The organism is Pseudomonas sp. YH-1 (assembly GCF_051990045.1).
GTDB lineage: Bacteria > Pseudomonadota > Gammaproteobacteria > Pseudomonadales > Pseudomonadaceae > Pseudomonas > Pseudomonas nicosulfuronedens.
Window position 1 is genome coordinate 2,658,718 of sequence record NZ_CP178184.1, and the last position, 18,194, is coordinate 2,676,911.

Below are 18,194 nucleotides of genomic sequence, written 5' to 3' on the forward strand. Positions count from 1 at the left end.
TCGGCGGCTGCCGAACCTGATCGGTTCCCCTCACGGAAGTCGCGATGCGCAAAACCCTGCCCGGACGCTTCACTGCCCTTTGCCTGCTGTTCACCAGTGGCCTGGCTTCGGCCGCACCCATCACCACGGATGACCTGGTCAGTTGGCCGCGCATGAATGTCGCCGACTTTGCCTGCCTGCTGGAGCAACGCACGGGGCACGCCGATGCGCAGTTCAGCTGCGCCGCCAGCAGGAAGCTGAGCAACTGGGGTGACGCCTGCCATAACACCGACCTCAGCTATGCCGGCCCGCAGTTGCCCGAAGCATTGGTGCGCCAGCTTGATCCGCGCATCGCGGCGGTTGACCTGGACTGGGAGTACGGCCGTCTGCAATCGGTCAACGTCACCTTCAGCGGGATCATGACCGCGGAGGAGGTGGCCGACATCTTTCCCCAGGTGAGCCTGGAAGACCCCACCTCGCGGGATAACCTGAGCAACGCCTCGCTGCAGGATTGTGCGTCGGATGCTTCGTGTCTCTACCTGGAAGGCTTCGAGCACCTGGGCGGTGGCGACGTCGATTGCGAGGACGCTCAGTAGGTCATGCAGGCGGCGTTGAGCAGCCCCACGCACAGCGAGGCCCCGCCCAGGAAAACGCCGTGGGCCAGGGTGTTGCTTTCGATGCCGCCCTTGAGCTCCGGCACCAGGCGCGACAGGCCGAGGAACACCAGTACCTGCACCAGCATGGCGATCACGCCCCAGATCAGCATGTCGCCCAGGCTGACGCTGTGGGCGATGGCACTGGCCAGCGGCAGGGCGAAGCCCAGCAGGGTGCCGACCAGCGCCACGGCGGCGCTGAGGTTGCCCTGGCGGATCAGCTGGATTTCCGCGTAAGGCGTCAGGCGGATGTAGAGGCTGGTGAACAGGCCGAACAGGCCGATGGCCGAAGCGAAGTAGGCGAGGAAGTTGGGCAGGGTCTGCAGCAGGTTCATGGCGGATCCTTCAGACGAAATAGTGGGGGACGAAGCGGCTGCTGTCGCGGGTGATGGCGCTGGCGTCCTCGCGGATGCCCAGGCCGGCGGCCTGGCCGTCGATCACCCAGCAGCCGAGCACTGCGTAGTTGCCTTCGTGGTTGGCCAGCGGTGCGTAGCCCTGGTAGATGCAGGGGGCGTTGGCATGGGGGCCGTCGCTTTCCAGCCGCAGGTCGCCGGCGACGATGCGGATGTTCTCGCCCTCGCGGGAATACAGCGGCTTGCGCACGTACGCGCCGGGGATGTCCTGGTGGTAGCTGGCCGGCAACAGGTTGGGGTGGTCCGGGTTGAGCTTCCAGAGGATCGGCAGCATGGCTTTGCTCGACATCAGCAGCTTCCAGGCCGGCTCCAGGAAGCGGATGGCGCTGCGCTCCAGGTGCTCGGCGAAGCTGTCCTGCAACAGCCATTCCCAGGGGTAGAGCTTGAAGCAGTGGCGGATGTCCTGCTCGTACTGGTCGATGAAGGTGCCGCGCCCGGCGTGGTGGCCAATGAATTCCAGCGGCAGGTAGCGCGTGGGCAGCCCGGCCTGGTGCGCGGTATCGAGCAGGTAGAGGGCGTTACCGGTGTCTTCCTCATGGCCTTCGATGGCGGTGAAATGCAGCAGTCCGTCCGGGGCGATGGCTCTCCAGCGCGCGATCAGCTTCTCGTGCAGCGAGTTGAACTGGTCGGCAGCCGGGTTCACGTCGTTCAGCCACTGCCACTGCACCACGCTGGCCTCCAGCAGGCCGGTGGGGGTGTCGGCGTTGTACTCGAGCATCTTTGGCTGGCCCTCGCCGGTCCAGGCGAAGTCGAAGCGGCCGTAGAGACTCGGGTCCTCGCGGTTCCAGGAACGGATGATTTCTTCGCGGGCACCCGCTGGCAGCTGGAAGGGCTCGAAGTGGCCGGTGCGGATCACCCATTCCACGCAATCCAGGTAGCGCTGGTGCAGGTCTTCGCTGGCGGCCTCCAGCGTCTCGATCTGTTCGAGGCTGAATTCGTAGGCCACCGATTCGTCCCAGTACAGGCCGTCGATGCTGTGGAAGGTGAAACCGACCGCCTCGCAGCGTTCGCGCCAGTCGGCGCGCGGCGTCATGGCCAGGCGACGCATCAGCCGCCTCCGGAGAAACGCGCGCCGGAGTGGCCGAATCCGCCACGGGTGACCAGCTGGCGCGATTGCACCTGGTAGGTCTGCGCGGTCTTCGGTCGCGAACCGTCTTCGTAGCTCGGCCCGCGATAGCGCCCGGAGCTGCTGCCGATGTAGCTGCCGCCGCTGCTGCTGGTGGACTCCGGCTCGCAGGCATTGGGCGTGTTGCCCCAGTCCTTCAGGCAGTCTTCGCGGTTGGCGTAGAGGTCGCGGTACACCGGGTTGTGGTGCAGCACGCTGTAGAGCACCCCGCCGGTGAGCAGGGTGGTGAAGACGATATTGGATTTCTTCATGCGGGTTTCGCGGAGCGCCGGGTTCCGAGTTTGCGCCACAGCCAGCGCAGGATCAGGCCGGTGATGAGCAGCACGACCAGCAGCGGCAAGCCGAAGGCGGCCACCTGGATGGCGTTGACGGTGCCGTCGGTGAGTTCGTCGAGCGAGTTGCCAAAGGCCTTGCCGATGCGCGACCAGCGGCCGGTGGGCTGGTATTCGCTGGAGAAGTCCAGGGTCAGCAGGTTGGTGGAGATGCGCCGCTGTTGCTGGGCGGAATCCTGGCGAGCGGCCTGCAGTTGCTGCTCGACCTCGGCGGTGGCCTTGGCCAGGGCCAGCAGGTCGCTGACGCTCATGTCCTTGCGGCCCTGGAAACTCTGCAGGGTCTGGTACTCGCGCTCCAGCCGGTCGCGCAGCTGCTGGTTGTCGCTGACGGCCTGGGCGAGGTCTTCGGCCTGGGTGCGGCGGCTTTGCAGCTGCCCGCCAACGGCTGCGAGGGTGACGAGTTTCTCCACGCCTTCGGGGACGATGCGCACGACGAGGTGCGCATTGCGCATCTGACTGTCGCCGCTCTGCTCGATGGCGATCAGCTCGCAGGAGCCGAAGCGGTCCTGAGTGCAGGCATCGCGCGAGGCGGCCAGTTGAGCGTCGATGCGCTCGCTGGCCAGGCGGATGCCGACCTGGTGTTCATAGGCGAGGAAGGAACCGGCTTTCGCCGCCTCCCCCTGGAACGCGGCGCCGGAGCCGGCGACGTGCTCCGAGGGAGCGCCGCAGCCGGCGAGGGCGGCGCTCAGGACGAGCGCTGCCCAGTACTTCAGTTTCATCGATGGCCTCCTTGCCGTGACGGGGCGTCTTACTTGACGCGCTGACCCGGCTTGGCACCGCTGTCGGGGCTCAGCAGGTAGATTTCTTCACCGCCGGGGCCGGCAGCCAGGACCATGCCTTCGGAGACGCCGAACTTCATCTTGCGCGGGGCGAGGTTGGCCACGTAGAGGGTCAGGCGGCCTTCGAGCTTGCTCGGGTCCGGGTAGGCGCTCTTGATGCCGGAGAACACGTTGCGCTTCTCGTCGCCGATGTCCAGGGACAGGCGCAGCAGCTTGTCGGCACCCTCGACGAACTCGCACTTCTCGATCAGCGCGATGCGCAGGTCGACGGCGGCGAAGGCGTCGAAGTTGATTTCCGCGGCCAGCGGGTCCTTGGTCAGCTCACCGTTGCCAGTGGGTTTCGGGGCGCTGGCGAGGAGGTCTTCCTTGGAGGCTTCGATCATGGCTTCGATTTTCGCAGGCTCGATTCGGGTCATCAGCGGGTTGAACGGGTTCAGCTGGTGGTTGGCCAGCAGTTGCTCGTGGTCGGCCCACTTCAGCGGGGCGACGTTGAGGAAGGCTTCGGCGGCAACGGCCAGTTTGGGCAGCACGGGCTTGAGGAAGATCACCAGCTGGCGGAACAGGTTGACGCCCAGGGCGCAGATGGCCTGGACCTCGTCCTGCTTGCCTTCCTGCTTGTTCAGGGCCCACGGCGCCTTGTCGGCGATCCAGGCGTTGGCCTGGTCGGCCAGGGCCATGATCTCGCGCATGGCGCGGCCGAAGTCACGGGCTTCGTAGGCAGCGGCGATGCTCGGTGCGGCGGCCTGGAAGGCCTGAGCCAGTTCCGGCGCCGGGTTGGCGTCCACCAGCAGGCCGCTGTTGCCCTTGTGGATGAAGCCGGCGCAACGGCTGGCGATGTTGACCACCTTGCCGACCAGGTCGGAGTTGACCTTCTGTACGAAGTCCTCGAGGTTCAGGTCGAGGTCGTCCACGCCGCGGCCCAGTTTGGAGGCGTAGTAGTAGCGCAGGTATTCCGGGTCCAGGTGGTCCAGGTAGGTGCGCGCCTTGACGAAGGTCCCGCGCGACTTGGACATCTTCTGGCCGTTGACGGTCAGGTAGCCGTGCACGTTCAGCGCGGTCGGCTTGCGGTAGCCGGCGCCTTCGAGCATGGCCGGCCAGAACAGTGCGTGGAAGTTGACGATGTCCTTGCCGATGAAGTGGTACAGCTCGGCGTCGGAACCCTGCTTCCAGTAGGCGTCGAAGTCCAGCTCCGGACGGCGCGCGCAGAGGTTCTTGAAGCTGGCCATGTAGCCGATCGGCGCGTCCAGCCAGACGTAGAAGTACTTGCCCGGCGCGTCGGGAATCTCGAAGCCGAAGTAGGGGGCGTCGCGGGAGATGTCCCACTCCTGCAGGCCGGAATCCAGCCACTCGGCGAGCTTGTTGGCCACCGACTCCTGAAGGGCGCCGCTGCGGGTCCACTGCTGCAGCATGGCCTGGAAGTCAGGCAGCTTGAAGAAGTAGTGCAGCGACTCCTTGAGCACCGGGGTGGCGCCGGAGATCGCCGATTTCGGGTCCTTCAGCTCGGTCGGTGCGTAGGTCGCGCCGCAGGCTTCGCAGTTGTCGCCGTACTGGTCGGCGGTGCCGCACTTGGGGCAGGTACCCTTGATGAAGCGGTCGGCCAGGAACATCTGCTTTTCCGGGTCGAAGTACTGGGTCACCGGACGGGTGGCGATGTGGCCGGCGTCGCGCAGCTTCAGGTAGATGGCCGAGGACAGCTCGCGGTTCTCTTCCGAGTGGGTCGAATGATAGTTGTCGAACTCCACCAGGAAGTCGGCGAAATCGCCCATGTGTTCGGCGCGAACACCGTCGATCAGTTGCTCGGAGGTGATGCCTTCGCGTTCGGCGCGCAGCATGATGGCCGAGCCGTGGGCATCGTCCGCGCACACGTACACCGCCTGGTTGCCACGCATCTTCTGGAAGCGAACCCAGATGTCGGTCTGGATGTACTCCAGCATGTGACCGAGGTGGATCGAACCATTGGCGTAGGGCAGGGCGCTGGTGACGAGGATCTTGCGGGCTTCGGACATGATGATCGGCCGTTCCGGTTAAAACGAGGGAATCGGCAACTATATAGGGGCGGGGCGAAATTTTCATCCGTGGTCCGCTTGGCTGTAAGGGCTGATTCACCTTTGAGCATCAGGCGCTCGGGCTGTTCGCGAGCAAGCTCGCTCCTACGAAAAGCTGCCTCGCACGAGCCTGGGCTGTAGGAGCGAGCGTGCTCGCGAACCCCGCCTACCCCTGATGATCCCGAGCAAGGCGGCGGCGAGAGGCGTAAGATGCCCGCCTATTCTGCTCAGTCTTTCATCGGGAGTACCCATGAGCGCCGTTACCCGTGCCACGGTGGAGGCCGTCCTCCGCCAGATCAACGACCCCCACACCGGCCAGAACCTGCTGGAAGCCGGCTACCTGCGCGAGCTGGACATCCAGGGCGGGCGCATCTCGCTGACTCTGGAGCTGGGCTACGCCGCTGGCCTGTTCAAGAACGGCTTGGCGCAGACCGTGCAGATGGCCCTGGAAGCGCTGGACGGCGTCGACTCGGCCCAGGTCAAGGTGGAAACCCACATCGCCGCGCACAAGGCCCAGGCCCAGGTGCCGGGTATGAGCAACGTCAAGAACATCATCGCCGTAGCGTCCGGCAAGGGCGGCGTGGGCAAGTCCACTACCGCCGCCAACCTCGCGCTGGCGCTGGCCCGCGAGGGTGCCAAGGCCGGCATCCTGGACGCCGATATCTATGGCCCGAGCCAGGGCATCATGTTCGGTATCCCCGAAGGCACCCGGCCGAAGATCCGCGAGCAGAAGTGGTTCATCCCGCTGGAGGCCCACGGCGTGGAAGTCATGTCGATGGCCTTCCTCACCGACGACAACACCCCGGTGGTCTGGCGCGGCCCGATGGTTTCCGGCGCGCTGCTGCAGCTGATCACCCAGACCGCCTGGAACGACCTGGATTACCTGGTCATCGACATGCCGCCGGGCACCGGCGATATCCAGCTGACTCTGGCGCAGAAAGTCCCGGTGGCGGGCTCGGTGATCGTCACCACGCCGCAGGACCTGGCCCTGCTCGACGCCAAGAAAGGCGTGGAGATGTTCCGCAAGGTCAACATCCCGGTGCTGGGCGTGGTCGAGAACATGGCCGTGCACATCTGCTCCAACTGCGGCCACGCCGAACACCTGTTCGGTGAAGGCGGTGGCGAGAAGCTCGCCGCGCAGTACGGCGTCGAACTGCTGGCCTCGATGCCGCTGTCCATGGCCATCCGCATGCAGGCCGACGGGGGCAAGCCCACCGTGATCGCCGACCCGGAAAGCCAGCTGGCGATGATCTACCAGGAAATGGCCCGCTGCGTCGGCGCCCGCATCGCCCTGAGCGAGAAGGCCGCGCCGGACATGCCGAACATCTCCATCAGCGACGACTGATCCGCAGGGACTGCCATGCGCAAGGATGCGAAACGCGCCGTCGGCTGGCTGCTGGCGGCGTGCCTGGGCCTCACCGGCTCGGTGGCCTGGGGCGCCGACGAGGATTCCGCCAACTGGCAGGCGCAGTGCGTGATAGACGGACAGCCGGTGACCCTGGACTTCCGTTCTGCCTCGGGCGATGCCTTCGACGATGACATGGTTGTGCAGGCGCGCCGGGCCGACGGCTCCCGCCTGACCCTGCCACTGCCGCCAGCCCTCTACCACGCCACCGGCCTGCTCGGTCGTCCGATCAGTGCCTGCGACCCAGTGCCGCTACTGGACATGGGCAACGGCCTCGGCCTGCTGCTTGTGGTGCGCGACAACCGCCCCGGCCTGCCGGTGGTGGATGTACTGCTGCTGGACCTCGTCACCCTGCAGGTGGTGGACAAGCGCCTGGGCGACCCCGGTGCAGTGGAAGGCCTGCTGAAAACCGCCAGCCTGGTGCTGCGCCAGTCGCCGCAAGGCGTCGACCTGCGCCTGGTGCGCGAGGCCGTGCCGGGTGCCGAGTGCGATTGTGCCGACGGCTACGCCGAAGACTGGCTGCGTTTCTCGGTGGACCGGCGCAAGCTGCGCACGGACTGGTTGCCCTGAAGGTTCATGGAAACCATTCCGTCCCGGCACCGACAGGGAACTGACCGCTGCGTAATTCGTCCAGGGTGAGCTCGCGTCCTGTCCAGAGTCGGACCTTGCGCGCCCCGGCCCCGCGGCAGAGCTCGTACAGCCCCCGGACTTCCACTTGCGTCAGGCCACCTTCAAGTAGCTCCTGAGGGTGCAGGATCAACACCGGCGCGGCCTTGAGCAGAGACTTGGGCGCGAGTCGGCCGACCAGCAACTTCAGGGTCATCTCGGCGAAAGAGAAATTGGCCAGCAGGGAGCGGGGATGATCGAAGCCGTTGACGATCTCGATGCCCTCCTGGCCTCGCAGTTGCTGGGCGGCCTCGCCGGCCGCCAGGACTCTTGGCTTGCCATCCTCGTAGCGCAGGGCCAGCAGGGGTGGTTCGCCGAAGGCTTCGCCGGACGGCAGCGCCACGCCGCTGATCCACTGGCGGGAGAGTTTCAGGTACAGGGTGGACGAAAAATGATCAAGCATGTGCGGGCTCTTCCATGAGTCGATGCGCCGCAGGGTACGCAAATCCACGCTCGAGCGTCGACCATCCGGCCGCACCCTTTGCCGGAAATTGTGACGCCCGGTAAGATTCGCCTTCTTTTTTCAACCGCCGCACAGGACACCCGCCATGAGCATCAAATCGGACAAGTGGATTCGCCGCATGGCTCAGGAACACGGCATGATCGAGCCGTTCGTCGAGCGTCAGATTCGTGGTGCCGATGACAGCCGGGTGATTTCCTACGGTGTTTCCAGCTACGGCTACGACGTACGCTGCGCCGCCGAATTCAAGGTATTCACCAACATCCACTCGGCGGTGGTCGATCCGAAGAACTTCGACGAGAAGAGCTTCGTGGATATCAACAGCGACGTCTGCATCATCCCGCCGAACTCCTTCGCCCTGGCCCGCACCGTCGAGTACTTCCGCATCCCGCGCGACGTGCTGACCATCTGCCTGGGCAAGAGCACCTACGCGCGCTGCGGCATCATCGTCAACGTCACCCCGCTGGAACCGGAGTGGGAAGGCCACGTGACCCTGGAGTTCTCCAACACCACCAACCTGCCGGCGAAAATCTACGCCCACGAAGGCGTGGCGCAGATGCTGTTCCTGCAGTCGGACGAAGCCTGCGAAGTGTCCTACCGCGATCGCGGCGGCAAGTACCAGGGCCAGACCGGCGTTACCCTGCCCAAGGCCTGATCGAGCCTTAATCAAGAGAAAACGGACATGACCTCGCAAGGACTGCGGGGCCTGCTTTGCGCCCTGTGGCTGGGCGCCAGCGGCCAACTGGCGGCAGCCGAACTCAACGTCACCCCGGGTGGCGAAGTGCTTGGCCTGCCGTCGAACGCTCCCCTGAACCAATTCGTCGAACGTCTCGGCGAGCCCACGGCGCGCCTGCCGATGCGCGGTGGCGAGCAGGGCCTGCTCTACGGTAACTCCACCCTGCTGGTGTTCAAGGGCCAGCGTCTCACGCAGGTTCGCTGCTGGTTGCACAGCCAGTTCACACCCTCGCTGTTCCTTGGCTGGCTGGATCAGGTCGAGCCTGGCAAGGACCCGCTGACTTTCGCCGTCGACGGCCAACTGCATCTGGGCCAGGAGCGTGGTGCCACGGGGGAGTGGTTCAACACCCTGGATGGCGACGGTGACGAGCTTTCCGATGTCCGGGTGCGTAACGGCAGCGATATCTGGGTCGGCTATGGAAACTCCGACGACTACGGCATTCGCGGCGAGAGCCGTCAGGTCGTGGTGTCACTCAGCGTGAGCATTCCCGAGCCACAGGCCGCCGCGGCTTCAATGGGCGTGATGGGCCGTCCCTAGGACTTCCAGCACGAAGGCCGCTCGCTCCTCCAGACCTGCGAGCGGTAATTGCACGATGTGATACCCCAACCCCTCGTACACCTCGGCCATGGCTGCCGCCGTTAGCTGCGCTTCGCTGAAGTCCTGCCGGCGTTCGGCGTCGTTGCGGTAGATGGCCTCCCACGCCGGTGCCAGGAACACGGTCCGCCTGTAGCGCAGATCCTGGACAGCGGTTTCCAGGGGTTCGGGAATCGACAGGCCACAGAGCCGCGCGTAGCCCAGCACGTCCGGTAGGCCGCGATCGAACAGCCACAGCCCTCCTGCTTCGAGCGCTCGCTCGCGGGTCGTCCGCGCGTGGTCGAACATCGCCTGGCAGAAGGCCTCCCGGTTTGCCCAGGGCAGTGCATCGCCGGCACAGGCCAGTTGCTCGCGGATGATGGCGCGGCCGCCTTCCTCGACGACGTTCAGGCCGTGATGCCGGTGCAGATGGTCGAGCAAAGTGCTCTTGCCGGCGCCTGGGCCGCCAGTGATGACGATGAGGGATTCGGACATGGCGATGACTCCTGTAGGAAAGGATGCGAGGGAGTACCGGCCGGGGAAGGGGTGCGAAGGGAGGTGCGGCGGAATCGGAGCGGGGAAAAAAGAAAGGCACCCAGAGGGTGCCTGAATATGATCATGGAGTAAGTCGACAATTCTGATCCCGGGGCGGAAGTGAAGTTCCCGTCCCCCGGAAATATTTTTCAGATCATCACTTCTCCGGCACCAGCGTCAGGCGTTTCACGCCGTAGACCTTCTCCAGGTTCTGCGACTGGAAGGGGAAGCTCATGTAGTTGCCCTTCAGCCAGGCGTCGATGCCGTCGGCGTAGTGCGGGCTGGCCGGGTTGCCGGATTGGCCGCTGCTGTTGAGGCCGATCATCGGCTCGCTCTGGCCGAAGTCGACGACGATGCGCATGGCCGGGATCAGCCAGGTATTGAAGTCCTGGCCCCAATGGTAGGCCGAGACGTTCAGGGTGCTGTGGTCGCCGCCGGCCGGGTAGGGGCCGCGATCCAGGTAGCCCTTGATCGCTCCGAGGCTGGCTCGCTCGCTGGCGCTCAGGTTGGGCGCCATCTTGGTGCTGTCGCTGACCCACTCGTACGTGTGCAGCTTGCCCCACTGCCAGGCACGGCGGTCGCTGCCCAGCTTCTGCTCGCAGAAGGCAGTGGCGGCGGCCAGGCTGCGGGCGAGGATCGCCGGCTTGTCTTCCTTCTGCGGTGTGCGGGTGTCGTCCCAGAACGGGCTGTCGTCGCGCCCCAGCAGATGGTCGGCCTGGGCCGAGTAGGAGAGGTTGGCGGTCTCGACGAAGGCCTTCCAGGACGGGCTGTCCTCCGGGCCCAGTTCGTCGAGGAAGATCTGCTTGGTGCTTTCCTGCAGGAAAGCTTCGTACAGCGCAGCGTCGCCGGAGGTAGCCGAGAGCTTGCCGTCGAACGCCATGATCCGGTCCAGCGCTTCGCGGGCGCGGGCGCGTTGGTCGGCGGGCAGGGCGTCGATGGCTTTCTTCAGCGGCTGAGCCATGCCCGGCGCGTCCAGCATCGACTGCAGCTTGCCGGCGAAGGGCGTGGTCTGGTCGTACTGCATGGCGATCATGCTGCGGTAGTCGTGGCTCTTGCTGCCGCCAGCCAGCTGGGCGATGCGTTCGTAGCGCTCCGGGTAGTACCAGGAACTGGACAGCTGCGCGCCATAGCCCGGCTGTACGCTGCGGTGGTTGGCGGTGCCCAGCCAGCCTTGCTGCGGGTCCTGGTCGGACGGATGGAGGATCGGGTCGGCATAGCCGTCCCAGTCGTAGCGGCTGTCCCAGCCGGGAGAGGGCAGCAGGCCGCGGCCTTCCTTGCGGTTGGGGAAGCGCCCAGTGACCTGCCAGCCGATGTGCTTCTCGTCGGCGAACACGATGTTCAGCGCCATGGCGCGCACATCGCGGGTGGCGTCGAAGGCCTGCTCGACGTTCTTCGCTCGGGACAGGTCGAAGAAGGCGTCGAGGGTGCGGTCGGTCTCGTTCTGGATGCTCTGGTAGGCGATGCCGTAGCCGCTGGACAGCGGCAGCGGCTGCAGGTCGTGCTTGCGCTCGCCCAACGCGCTGTTGAGTAGCGGACCGTGGCGGGTTTCGTAGATGACCTCGCGGACCGGACTCTGGCCCTTGATGAAGAAGGTCTCGTTACGCTCGATGGCCGGCTTCCACTGGCCGTCGGCGAGGTAGTAGAGCTTGCTGCCCTGGCGCTTCACCTGTTCGAGGAAGAGGTCCTGGTTGTCGCCCATGACCATGGTCATGCCCCACGCCAGCTTGCCGTTGAAGCCGGCGACCACGCCCGGCACACCGGCGATGGAAACACCTGCGGCGTTGTACTTGGGCGAGCGGATCTGCACGTAGTTCCACACCGAGGGCATGGATAGCGGCAGGTGGGTGTCGTTGGCCAGGATGCTCTTGCCGCTGCGTGTACGCTGCGGGGCGATGGCCCAGTTGTTGGAAGCGGCGACGCCCATCATCTGCAGCGCGGCGATCTGGCCCGCGGCCTTGTCCAGTTGTTCCAGACCGGCAATCCTGCCGTCCAGGCGCAGGCCCTTGAGTTTCTCGGCTTCCTCGAAGGGCAGCGCTTCGTCCGGGTAGATCGGCGTCAGCCAGGGCAGCATGTCGGCGCCGACTTTCTGCGCCAGTACCAGGGAGGCGATCTCCTCCTGCAGGTTCACCGCCAGACCGAAGTTCAACAGGCTGAAGACCAGTGCGGAGTCTTCCGCTTTCCAGTACTCGGGACGGTAGCCGGATTCGGCCAGGTCCATCGGCAGGTTGTCGCGGTAGCGGTACAGGTAGGCGTTGACGCCGCGCGCGTAAGTCTCGAAGAAGCGCTTCAGGCGTGGCGAGGAGCCGGCATAGAGCGCATCGGCGGCTTTCTTCAGGTTCACCGTGCGCATGAAACGGTCGGTCTCCAGGGCGCCGGGGCCGACCATCTCGGACAGGCGACCCTGAGCCATCAGGCGCAGGCCGACCATCTGGCTGATGCGGTCGCTGGCATGCACGTAGCCCAGGGTGAACAGCGCGTCGTGGAAGGTGCTGGTCTCGATCAGCGGCATCCCCAGGCTGTTGCGGCGGATCGACACATTGTCCGCCAGGCCCTTGATCGGCTGCACGCCGTAGCTCGGCGGCAGGCTGCCCGAGTAGCGGTCGTTGAGCCAGCCCTGGCAGCCGGTGAGGCTGACAGCGGCAGTGACGGTGGCGGCAAGGCCGAAGCTGGGAAGCCGGCGGAAGGCTCGCGGGGCCATGGGGTGTGCTCCTGCACAAAAGAGGTCGCTTGAAATGGGATGCTTGAAGCGCGCTACGTTAGTGAGCCGAGGATAGCTGTGCAAGCCGCGCAGGGCGGGATTTTCAGCAGCCGACGAATAGTTGGGCCAGACAGCAGAAGGCCCGCGCTGGGCGGGCCTTCTTCGCAGTGCTCGGTACCTGGTTCAGGCGCCGTGGCACTTCTTGTACTTGCTGCCGCTGCCGCAGGGGCAAGGATCGTTGCGGCCCACGTCCTTGAGCGGGTTACGGACCGGCTCGTGGCTGTGGTTGCAGTGCGGGCCGTGCACGTGGCCGTGATCATGGTGGTGGTCATGATCGTGGTCATGGTTGCAGTTCGGACCGTGTACGTGGGGTTCCTGGCTCATGGTGACGCTCACTCGGGGATGAAATCGCCGGGAATTATCTCGCCATTGCGGGCGATGTGCACGCTCTGTCCGAAGAGCAGGCCGGTCTTCACTTCACCGTCGAGGCGATAGCGGATCGGCTTGTCCGGGTCTTCCAGCAGCTTGACGATGTACTTCATGTGCCGCCACAGGTTGGTGGTTACCGGTACTTCGAAGGTTTCGTGACCGTTGGCCGGCACTGTGAACCAGTTATTCGACTCGCCTTCGGCCAGGTCGATATCGTTCAGCTTGACCTTGTAGGCCAGGCCGCGGACCGGAAGGCTGAAGTCGTTCGGGTTGTCGATGCGGAAATGCAGGACGAATTCCTGCTCCAGCAAACGAGCTTTCACGACGTCGACTTTCTGCAGCTTCACGTCGGGTTGCTCGAAATCACCTGCCATCCAGCCGCAGCCCGAAACAAGGCCGAACAGCCAGCACAGGCTGAGAATTCTTATCATTTGCGCCTGATAATTCATGTCTACCCCTCAAGACGCCCCAGTGTACCAAGCACCTGCTCGGCCGCAAGTTGTTGTTACGTTAAAAGAAGCTGCACCATACTGGCCGAATGTAACCGGCGGGTTAACACAGGAGAGTGAAGATGAGCCGCTATGAAATTGCCTTCTCGGGACAGACCGTTCCCGGTGCTCAGCTCGACACGGTGAAAGCCAACCTGGCCAGGTTGTTCCAGGCCGATGCCCAGCGCATCGAACTGCTGTTCTCCGGTCGCCGCATGGTGATCAAGAACAACCTCGACGCGGAGGCCGCGGAAAAGTACCGCAGTGTGATCGAGCGTGCTGGCGCTGTCGTCGAAGTGGTCGACATGGACGCGCAGATTGAGGAGATCGAGCTGGCTCCGCCGCCGCCCGCCGAGCCTGTCAGTGCACCGGTACAGCCGGCAGCGTCTGCCGCTGGAGCGCAGGGGCGTATGAAGGTCGCGCCGCGTGACGAGTACATGGCCGCTTTCGCCGAGGTGGATGCACCGGATTTCGGCCTGGCTCCGGTGGGCACCGACCTGCAGGACGAGAAGCCCGAGGCCCAGGCGCCGCGCGTGGACCTCAGCCAGTTCAGCGTCGCCCCGGTGGGCAGCGACATGGGCCAGGCCAAGCCCGAACCTGCGGGGCCTGCGCCGGACACCAGCCACCTCAGGCTGCAGGACTGATCAGTCGCCCTGGTGCGGGTCGTCCTTGTAGACGAACTTGGGCATTTCCCAGCGGAAGCGGATCGCCAGCATGCGGAACAGGAAGCCGGCGAACAGGGTGATCAGCATGGCCTGCTCCTTGGGCAGGTCGATCTGCAGGCAGATCAGGTAGCACCAGGCGCTGGCGAAGGACACGCTGGCGTACAGCTCGCGGCGGAAGATCAGCGGAACGTCGTTGCAGAAGATATCCCGCAGGATGCCGCCGAACACCCCGGTGATCACGCCGCTCACGGCGGCGATCAGCAGGCTGTGGCCCATCTCCAGGCTGACCTGGCAACCGATCAGGGTGAAGGCCACCAGGCCCACGGCGTCCAGTGCGAGGAACATCGAGCGCAGGTGGCGCATCAGCGGGGCGATGAACACGGTGAACAGTGCGGCGCCGGCCGTCAGTGCCAGGTACTCCGGATGACGCACCCAGGTCAGCGGGTAGTGGCCCAGCAGCATGTCACGCACCGAACCGCCGCCCAGGGCGGTGACGCAGGCCACCAGCACCACGCCGAACAGGTCCATGCTCCGCCGACCGGCGGACAGCGCGCCGGTCATGGCTTCGGCGGTAATGGCGATGATGTAGAGAACGGTCAGCAGCATGGCGAGGTCCGGCAGGGGTAGCCGGTGCGGCGAAACACCACCGCTCCGGAAAAAAGCGCGGATTCTAGCCCAGACATCGAACGCCCCCAAGTGGGGCGAGTTCGCGCCTCACTCGATCCTGTCCTACTCAATCCAGGGACCGCAGCATTTCTTCAGCTTGCCGCCGGCGCCGCAGGGGCAAGGGTCGTTGCGTCCCAGCTTCATCGCCACGGTGGGGTCGAGGAAGTACCAGCGCCCGTCGCGCTGGACGAATCCCGAGCATTCGCGATGGCTGTGCTCGCCGCCGGCATCATGCCAGCGCGCAATGAAAGTCACCCGCGCGTGCTCCGGCTGGCCACCGAGTACCTCGTGGCTGACTACTTCCAGGCCCAGCCAGGTGCTGCCCAGGCTCCAGGTGCGAATGGCCTCCAGGTCCAGCCCTGGTTGCTGGGCCGGCAGCGTGGTGTCGCGCAGGTAGTCCACCAGGCCGAGGGCGTAGGCGCTGTAGCGCGAGCGCATCAGCGCCTCGGCGGTCGGAGCCGCCACGCCGGCGTGGAAGCGCCCGCAGCAGTCGGGCAATGGGCGGCCGCTGCCGCAGGGGCAGGTCGGTTCGGTCATGGTCACCACCAGTACTTGCCGAAGTTTTCCGGGTTGGCCCAGAACTTTGCGTTGAGCCAGTCCGGGACCTGTTTGTATTCGTGCAGATCGTAGGTGAACAGGGTGATCACCTGGGCGTCGCGCTGGAAGCGCTCGCTGGCCTGCATCGCGAGGGCGTAGAAATCCGCGTCTTGTGCCTGCGCCGCGTCGAGGTCGACGAGTGCCGCCACGCGGCTGCTGTTGAGGTTGCGGATGCCGCCCACCAGTTGCTGTGCTTCGCGGCGCGGCATGTGCTCAAGGCAATCGGCGAGCAGGGCGAGGTCGTAGCGTTGACCGGCCAGCTCCGACGGCAGCGCGCCGGCATCGGCGTGAAACAGTTCGCAATCCGGATGCGCCGCGAGAAAGGCCTCCACTGCCGGAATCTGGCTGGCGCCCACCAGTAGAAGACGCTGCGGTGCGTAGCGATCGAGCAGTGCGGCCAAGGCCTGTTGCGGTGTGCGTGTGGAAATCATGGGGCTCTTCGAAGACGGAAAAATAATGAACGAAGACTAGCGTGTGACACCCATATGGCCTAGTGCTGGCGCATTCTGTCAGTCACGTCTTTACTCGGTAATTGTCGGTCAAGACCCGATCATTAGAGGAGACTTAACTTTATGAGCATCAAAAGGACCGCTTTACCCCTGCTGCTGGTAAGCACGTTGCTCACCGGTTGCGCAGGGTTGCAGAAGTCCGACTGGCCGACTTGCGCCGTGGTTGGTGGTGTCGGTGGCGCAGGTTTGGGTTCCATTGAAAGCAGCGCCTGGGCGGGTTGGGGAGCCCTGATTGGTGGTGTGCTGGGGGCATCCTACTGCTGGGTGCATGGCGCCGAAGAGCAAGTGGCCGAGGTCCCGCCGCCTGCACCGGCTCCTGAACCTGCTCCGGCTCCGCTGCCCAAGGAAGAGACCATCGTGGTGCGTGACCTGCACTTCGCCTTCGACTCGTCGAAGATCGACGCGCAGGACAAGGACAAGCTCGACACCATCGCCACCCGCCTGAAAGGCGAGGCTGCGAGCACCGAGCTGAACATCGGCGGCCATACCGACAGCATCGGTACCGACGCCTACAACCAGAAACTGTCCGAGCGCCGCGCCAACGCCGTGTCCAACTATCTGGTCGATGCCGGCGTGCCTGCCAGCAGCATCAAGTCGGTGGTCGGTTATGGCGAGAGCCAGCCGGTCGCGGACAACAAGACCAAGGAAGGCCGCGCCGAGAACCGTCGCGTAGAAATCAAGATCACCCGCCAGTGACTTTGGCGTGATGTCCGCAAAGGGGGCCTTCTGGCCCCCTTTGTCATTCCCGGTTGCCACTGGCATCGCCGGGGGCAGAAGCGTATGTTCCCCGGCAAAGAAAAAACCGGGGGCCATTCATGAAAGCGTTGTTGGGGCTGGGCAAGCTGATTGCCCTGTTGTTCTGGCTGGCGGTGCTGGCGAACCTGATCCAACCCTTCGCACATCCCTTCGCGCTGCTGCTCAATGCGGCGGGCGCGCTGATCCTGCTGATCCATATCCTCGAAGTACTGGCGCTGCGCAAGCGTCTGCAGGGCCGCCCGCATCCGGGCATGGATCGCCTGCAGATCCTGCTGTTCGGCGTCTTCCATTTCGCTACCCTGCCGCAGCCGGCAGCGGAGCAACCGGCATCGGCAAAAGTAGAAGGAGATACTCATGCGTAAGTCGTTGCTGGGCCTGGTGCTGTTCGCCCCGCTGGCGTGTTCGGCCGCGGGCACTGTCTCGGTGGAGGCCAATACCGTGCTGCGCCTGCCGGTGAAAGGCGACAGCCTTAGCCTGGATCGCATCAGCGTCGGCCCGGAAGGCGCGCTGCTGATTCCGTCGCGGGTCAAGGAGCTGAAGATCGGTGAGCTGGACCTGGCGAAGAACGCACGGATCGGCGTGTTCCCCGGTAGCGATGCGCTGCAGATCGATGTCCAGCACGGCAGTCTCGCCGACGGCAGCGTCATCGCCGCGCAGGGCAGTTCCGGCAGCTTCGAGAAACCCGCCAGCAGCGGTCGAAACCTGGTGCTGCGGCTGCAGGACGTGCAGGTGGAAAACCTGCTGATCGACGTCCGCGGCGGTGTTGGTGCGCCGGGCTACGACGGCCTGGACGGCGGCAGCGCGCAGACTTCCGGTTGCCTGTGGGGTGGCGGTCAGTCTGCCGGCAACGGCCAGAATGGTGCCGATGGCCAGACGGGTGCGTCCGGCGGTGTGGTGCGCCTGGAAGTGCCGGAGCAGTTCGATGTCGCGAAGGTCAGGGTGCGCCTGGAAGGCGGTGCTGGCGGAGCGGGCGGCAAACCCGGCAAGGCCGGACCGCGCAGCAGCGAGAAGGGCTGCTGGTTCTATTCGGTGGCGGGCGAGAAGCCCGGCGCGGAAGGTCAGGGTGGTGCGGAAGGGGCGAAAGGCAGCGAAGGCCGCCTGGACGTGAAGCGCTTCTGAACCGGTGGCGCGTTTCAAGTGAAGGCCCGCCCGGCAACTGGGCGGGCCTTTTTGTTTACCAGTGCGGACGGGCGGCGACGAAAGCCACCAGCGCCATGCCGATCAGCAGGTTCAGGCCCACGGTCTTGCGGATCTTGCCCAGCGCGGCGCCGCCGGCCGGCCAGTCTTCGGCGCCTACCGCCGCGCGCAACTCCGGCAATTGCAGTGCCTGGATGCGCAGGAAGAGCGCGAGCATCGCCACATACAGTCCCATCATCACCTGCACATAGCGCGGTGCGCCGGCCATGCCGTTGAAGCTCAGGTGCAGCATGCCCACGCCGGTCACTGGCAGCAGGATCACCGCCGCCCACACCCAGCGGAAGAAGCGCGGGAATACCTCCAGCCACAGCTTCAGCCGGGCCGGTGCTTCCAGCGCGGCGACGGCGGCCGGGCGCAGCACCATCCAGGCGAAGAACATGCCGCCCACCCAGACCAGGGCGGCCAGGAGGTGCAGGGCATAGACGAAGGCAAAGGGTGTCATTCGGACGATCTCCGCTGGCGATTGAAGTCAAGCGCGCTATCATAGC

The 18,194-nt window shown here is 65.2% G+C and carries 23 protein-coding genes; 9 read left to right on the forward strand and 14 right to left on the reverse strand.

Translation table 11 applies throughout. The features are described from left to right. The first annotated feature begins 44 nt into the window (after positions 1–44). Positions 45–575, forward strand: a complete 531-nt coding sequence (locus tag ACKI1H_RS12400) for a hypothetical protein (RefSeq protein ID WP_440468487.1) — start codon at positions 45–47, stop codon at positions 573–575. On the opposite strand, the gene ACKI1H_RS12405 is transcribed toward ACKI1H_RS12400, so the two are convergent. Genes ACKI1H_RS12405 through metG form a run of 5 tightly spaced genes read right to left on the reverse strand, consistent with a single transcriptional unit; the run spans position 569 to position 5,288 of the window. Continuing rightward, positions 569–967 carry a DUF350 domain-containing protein gene (locus ACKI1H_RS12405; protein WP_138520737.1) on the reverse strand — a complete coding sequence of 133 codons (399 nt, stop codon included), beginning with the start codon at positions 965–967 and terminating at the stop codon, positions 569–571. The two genes, ACKI1H_RS12400 and ACKI1H_RS12405, sit on opposite strands and share 7 nt — an antisense overlap. A gap of 10 nt (positions 968–977) precedes the next feature. Next, on the reverse strand, positions 978–2,093 hold the full coding sequence (locus ACKI1H_RS12410) for a glutathionylspermidine synthase family protein (RefSeq protein WP_440468488.1): 1,116 nt from the start codon (positions 2,091–2,093) through the stop codon (positions 978–980). Next, positions 2,093–2,422, reverse strand: a complete 330-nt coding sequence (locus ACKI1H_RS12415) for a hypothetical protein (RefSeq protein WP_440468489.1) — start codon at positions 2,420–2,422, stop codon at positions 2,093–2,095. The genes ACKI1H_RS12410 and ACKI1H_RS12415 overlap by 1 nt, the downstream gene beginning before the upstream one ends. Next, entirely contained in the window at positions 2,419–3,216 is a 798-nt protein-coding gene (locus tag ACKI1H_RS12420) for a DUF4349 domain-containing protein (protein WP_440468857.1), read from the reverse strand. Before ACKI1H_RS12420 ends, ACKI1H_RS12415 begins: the two co-directional genes overlap by 4 nt. Before the next feature lie 35 nt (positions 3,217–3,251). Further along, positions 3,252–5,288: a methionine--tRNA ligase gene (gene metG / locus ACKI1H_RS12425; RefSeq protein WP_440468490.1), complete on the reverse strand. Its 2,037-nt coding sequence runs from the start codon at positions 5,286–5,288 to the stop codon at positions 3,252–3,254. A 289-nt stretch (positions 5,289–5,577) separates the two neighbouring features. On the opposite strand from metG, the gene apbC reads away from it, so the two are divergent. After that, positions 5,578–6,672, forward strand: a complete 1,095-nt coding sequence (gene apbC, locus ACKI1H_RS12430; RefSeq protein ID WP_440468491.1) for an iron-sulfur cluster carrier protein ApbC — start codon at positions 5,578–5,580, stop codon at positions 6,670–6,672. Between the two features lie 15 nt (positions 6,673–6,687). Next, positions 6,688–7,302 carry a hypothetical protein gene (locus ACKI1H_RS12435; RefSeq protein WP_440468492.1) on the forward strand — a complete coding sequence of 205 codons (615 nt, stop codon included), beginning with the start codon at positions 6,688–6,690 and terminating at the stop codon, positions 7,300–7,302. A gap of 4 nt (positions 7,303–7,306) precedes the next feature. Here the strand turns inward: ACKI1H_RS12435 and ACKI1H_RS12440 are convergent, their stop codons facing one another. Continuing rightward, positions 7,307–7,801: a rod shape-determining protein gene (locus ACKI1H_RS12440; RefSeq protein ID WP_138520744.1), complete on the reverse strand. Its 495-nt coding sequence runs from the start codon at positions 7,799–7,801 to the stop codon at positions 7,307–7,309. Between the two features lie 145 nt (positions 7,802–7,946). Between ACKI1H_RS12440 and dcd the strand changes: the two genes are divergently transcribed. Continuing rightward, positions 7,947–8,513 (forward strand): dCTP deaminase, encoded by a 567-nt coding sequence (gene dcd / locus ACKI1H_RS12445; protein ID WP_017521037.1) that lies wholly within the window; start codon positions 7,947–7,949, stop codon positions 8,511–8,513. Positions 8,514–8,540: 27 nt separating this feature from the next. Next, entirely contained in the window at positions 8,541–9,131 is a 591-nt protein-coding gene (locus tag ACKI1H_RS12450) for a hypothetical protein (protein WP_440468493.1), read from the forward strand. On the opposite strand, the gene ACKI1H_RS12455 is transcribed toward ACKI1H_RS12450, so the two are convergent. The 4 genes from ACKI1H_RS12455 to ACKI1H_RS12470 form a co-directional block, all read right to left on the reverse strand. Beyond that, positions 9,105–9,662, reverse strand: coding sequence for an AAA family ATPase (locus tag ACKI1H_RS12455; RefSeq protein ID WP_440468494.1), 558 nt, complete (start codon positions 9,660–9,662; stop codon positions 9,105–9,107). The two genes, ACKI1H_RS12450 and ACKI1H_RS12455, sit on opposite strands and share 27 nt — an antisense overlap. 196 nt (positions 9,663–9,858) lie before the next feature. Beyond that, positions 9,859–12,399, reverse strand: coding sequence for a penicillin acylase family protein (locus ACKI1H_RS12460; RefSeq protein ID WP_440468495.1), 2,541 nt, complete (start codon positions 12,397–12,399; stop codon positions 9,859–9,861). A 183-nt stretch (positions 12,400–12,582) separates the two neighbouring features. Continuing rightward, positions 12,583–12,783, reverse strand: coding sequence for an SEC-C metal-binding domain-containing protein (locus tag ACKI1H_RS12465; RefSeq protein WP_017521040.1), 201 nt, complete (start codon positions 12,781–12,783; stop codon positions 12,583–12,585). An 8-nt stretch (positions 12,784–12,791) separates the two neighbouring features. Then, positions 12,792–13,277 carry an LEA type 2 family protein gene (locus tag ACKI1H_RS12470; RefSeq protein WP_138520748.1) on the reverse strand — a complete coding sequence of 162 codons (486 nt, stop codon included), beginning with the start codon at positions 13,275–13,277 and terminating at the stop codon, positions 12,792–12,794. 122 nt (positions 13,278–13,399) lie between these two features. Between ACKI1H_RS12470 and ACKI1H_RS12475 the strand changes: the two genes are divergently transcribed. Next, positions 13,400–13,960 carry a hypothetical protein gene (locus tag ACKI1H_RS12475; protein ID WP_440468496.1) on the forward strand — a complete coding sequence of 187 codons (561 nt, stop codon included), beginning with the start codon at positions 13,400–13,402 and terminating at the stop codon, positions 13,958–13,960. On the opposite strand, the gene ACKI1H_RS12480 is transcribed toward ACKI1H_RS12475, so the two are convergent. From ACKI1H_RS12480 to ACKI1H_RS12490, 3 genes are all read right to left on the reverse strand, one after another. After that, complete coding sequence (locus ACKI1H_RS12480; protein ID WP_017521043.1) at positions 13,961–14,587, reverse strand: trimeric intracellular cation channel family protein; 627 nt, start codon at positions 14,585–14,587, stop codon at positions 13,961–13,963. A gap of 123 nt (positions 14,588–14,710) precedes the next feature. After that, the gene (locus ACKI1H_RS12485; RefSeq protein ID WP_440468497.1) at positions 14,711–15,184 is read right to left on the reverse strand and encodes a YchJ family protein; all 474 of its coding nucleotides are present in this window, start codon (positions 15,182–15,184) and stop codon (positions 14,711–14,713) included. Between the two features lie 2 nt (positions 15,185–15,186). Then, positions 15,187–15,675, reverse strand: coding sequence for a DUF6231 family protein (locus tag ACKI1H_RS12490; protein ID WP_440468498.1), 489 nt, complete (start codon positions 15,673–15,675; stop codon positions 15,187–15,189). Between the two features lie 141 nt (positions 15,676–15,816). Between ACKI1H_RS12490 and ACKI1H_RS12495 the strand changes: the two genes are divergently transcribed. The 3 genes from ACKI1H_RS12495 (at position 15,817) to ACKI1H_RS12505 (ending at position 17,628) form a co-directional block, all read left to right on the forward strand. Continuing rightward, positions 15,817–16,449, forward strand: coding sequence for an OmpA family protein (locus ACKI1H_RS12495; RefSeq protein WP_138520753.1), 633 nt, complete (start codon positions 15,817–15,819; stop codon positions 16,447–16,449). 119 nt (positions 16,450–16,568) lie between these two features. Next, positions 16,569–16,871, forward strand: coding sequence for a DUF1145 domain-containing protein (locus ACKI1H_RS12500; RefSeq protein WP_045209864.1), 303 nt, complete (start codon positions 16,569–16,571; stop codon positions 16,869–16,871). Next, a complete protein-coding gene (locus ACKI1H_RS12505; RefSeq protein WP_138520754.1) occupies positions 16,864–17,628 on the forward strand; it encodes a collagen-like protein in 765 nt (254 codons plus the stop codon). The genes ACKI1H_RS12500 and ACKI1H_RS12505 overlap by 8 nt, the downstream gene beginning before the upstream one ends. A 55-nt stretch (positions 17,629–17,683) precedes the next feature. Here ACKI1H_RS12505 and ACKI1H_RS12510 read toward each other — a convergent pair whose 3' ends face one another. Continuing rightward, entirely contained in the window at positions 17,684–18,148 is a 465-nt protein-coding gene (locus ACKI1H_RS12510) for a CopD family protein (RefSeq protein ID WP_138520755.1), read from the reverse strand. Positions 18,149–18,194 lie beyond the last annotated feature (46 nt).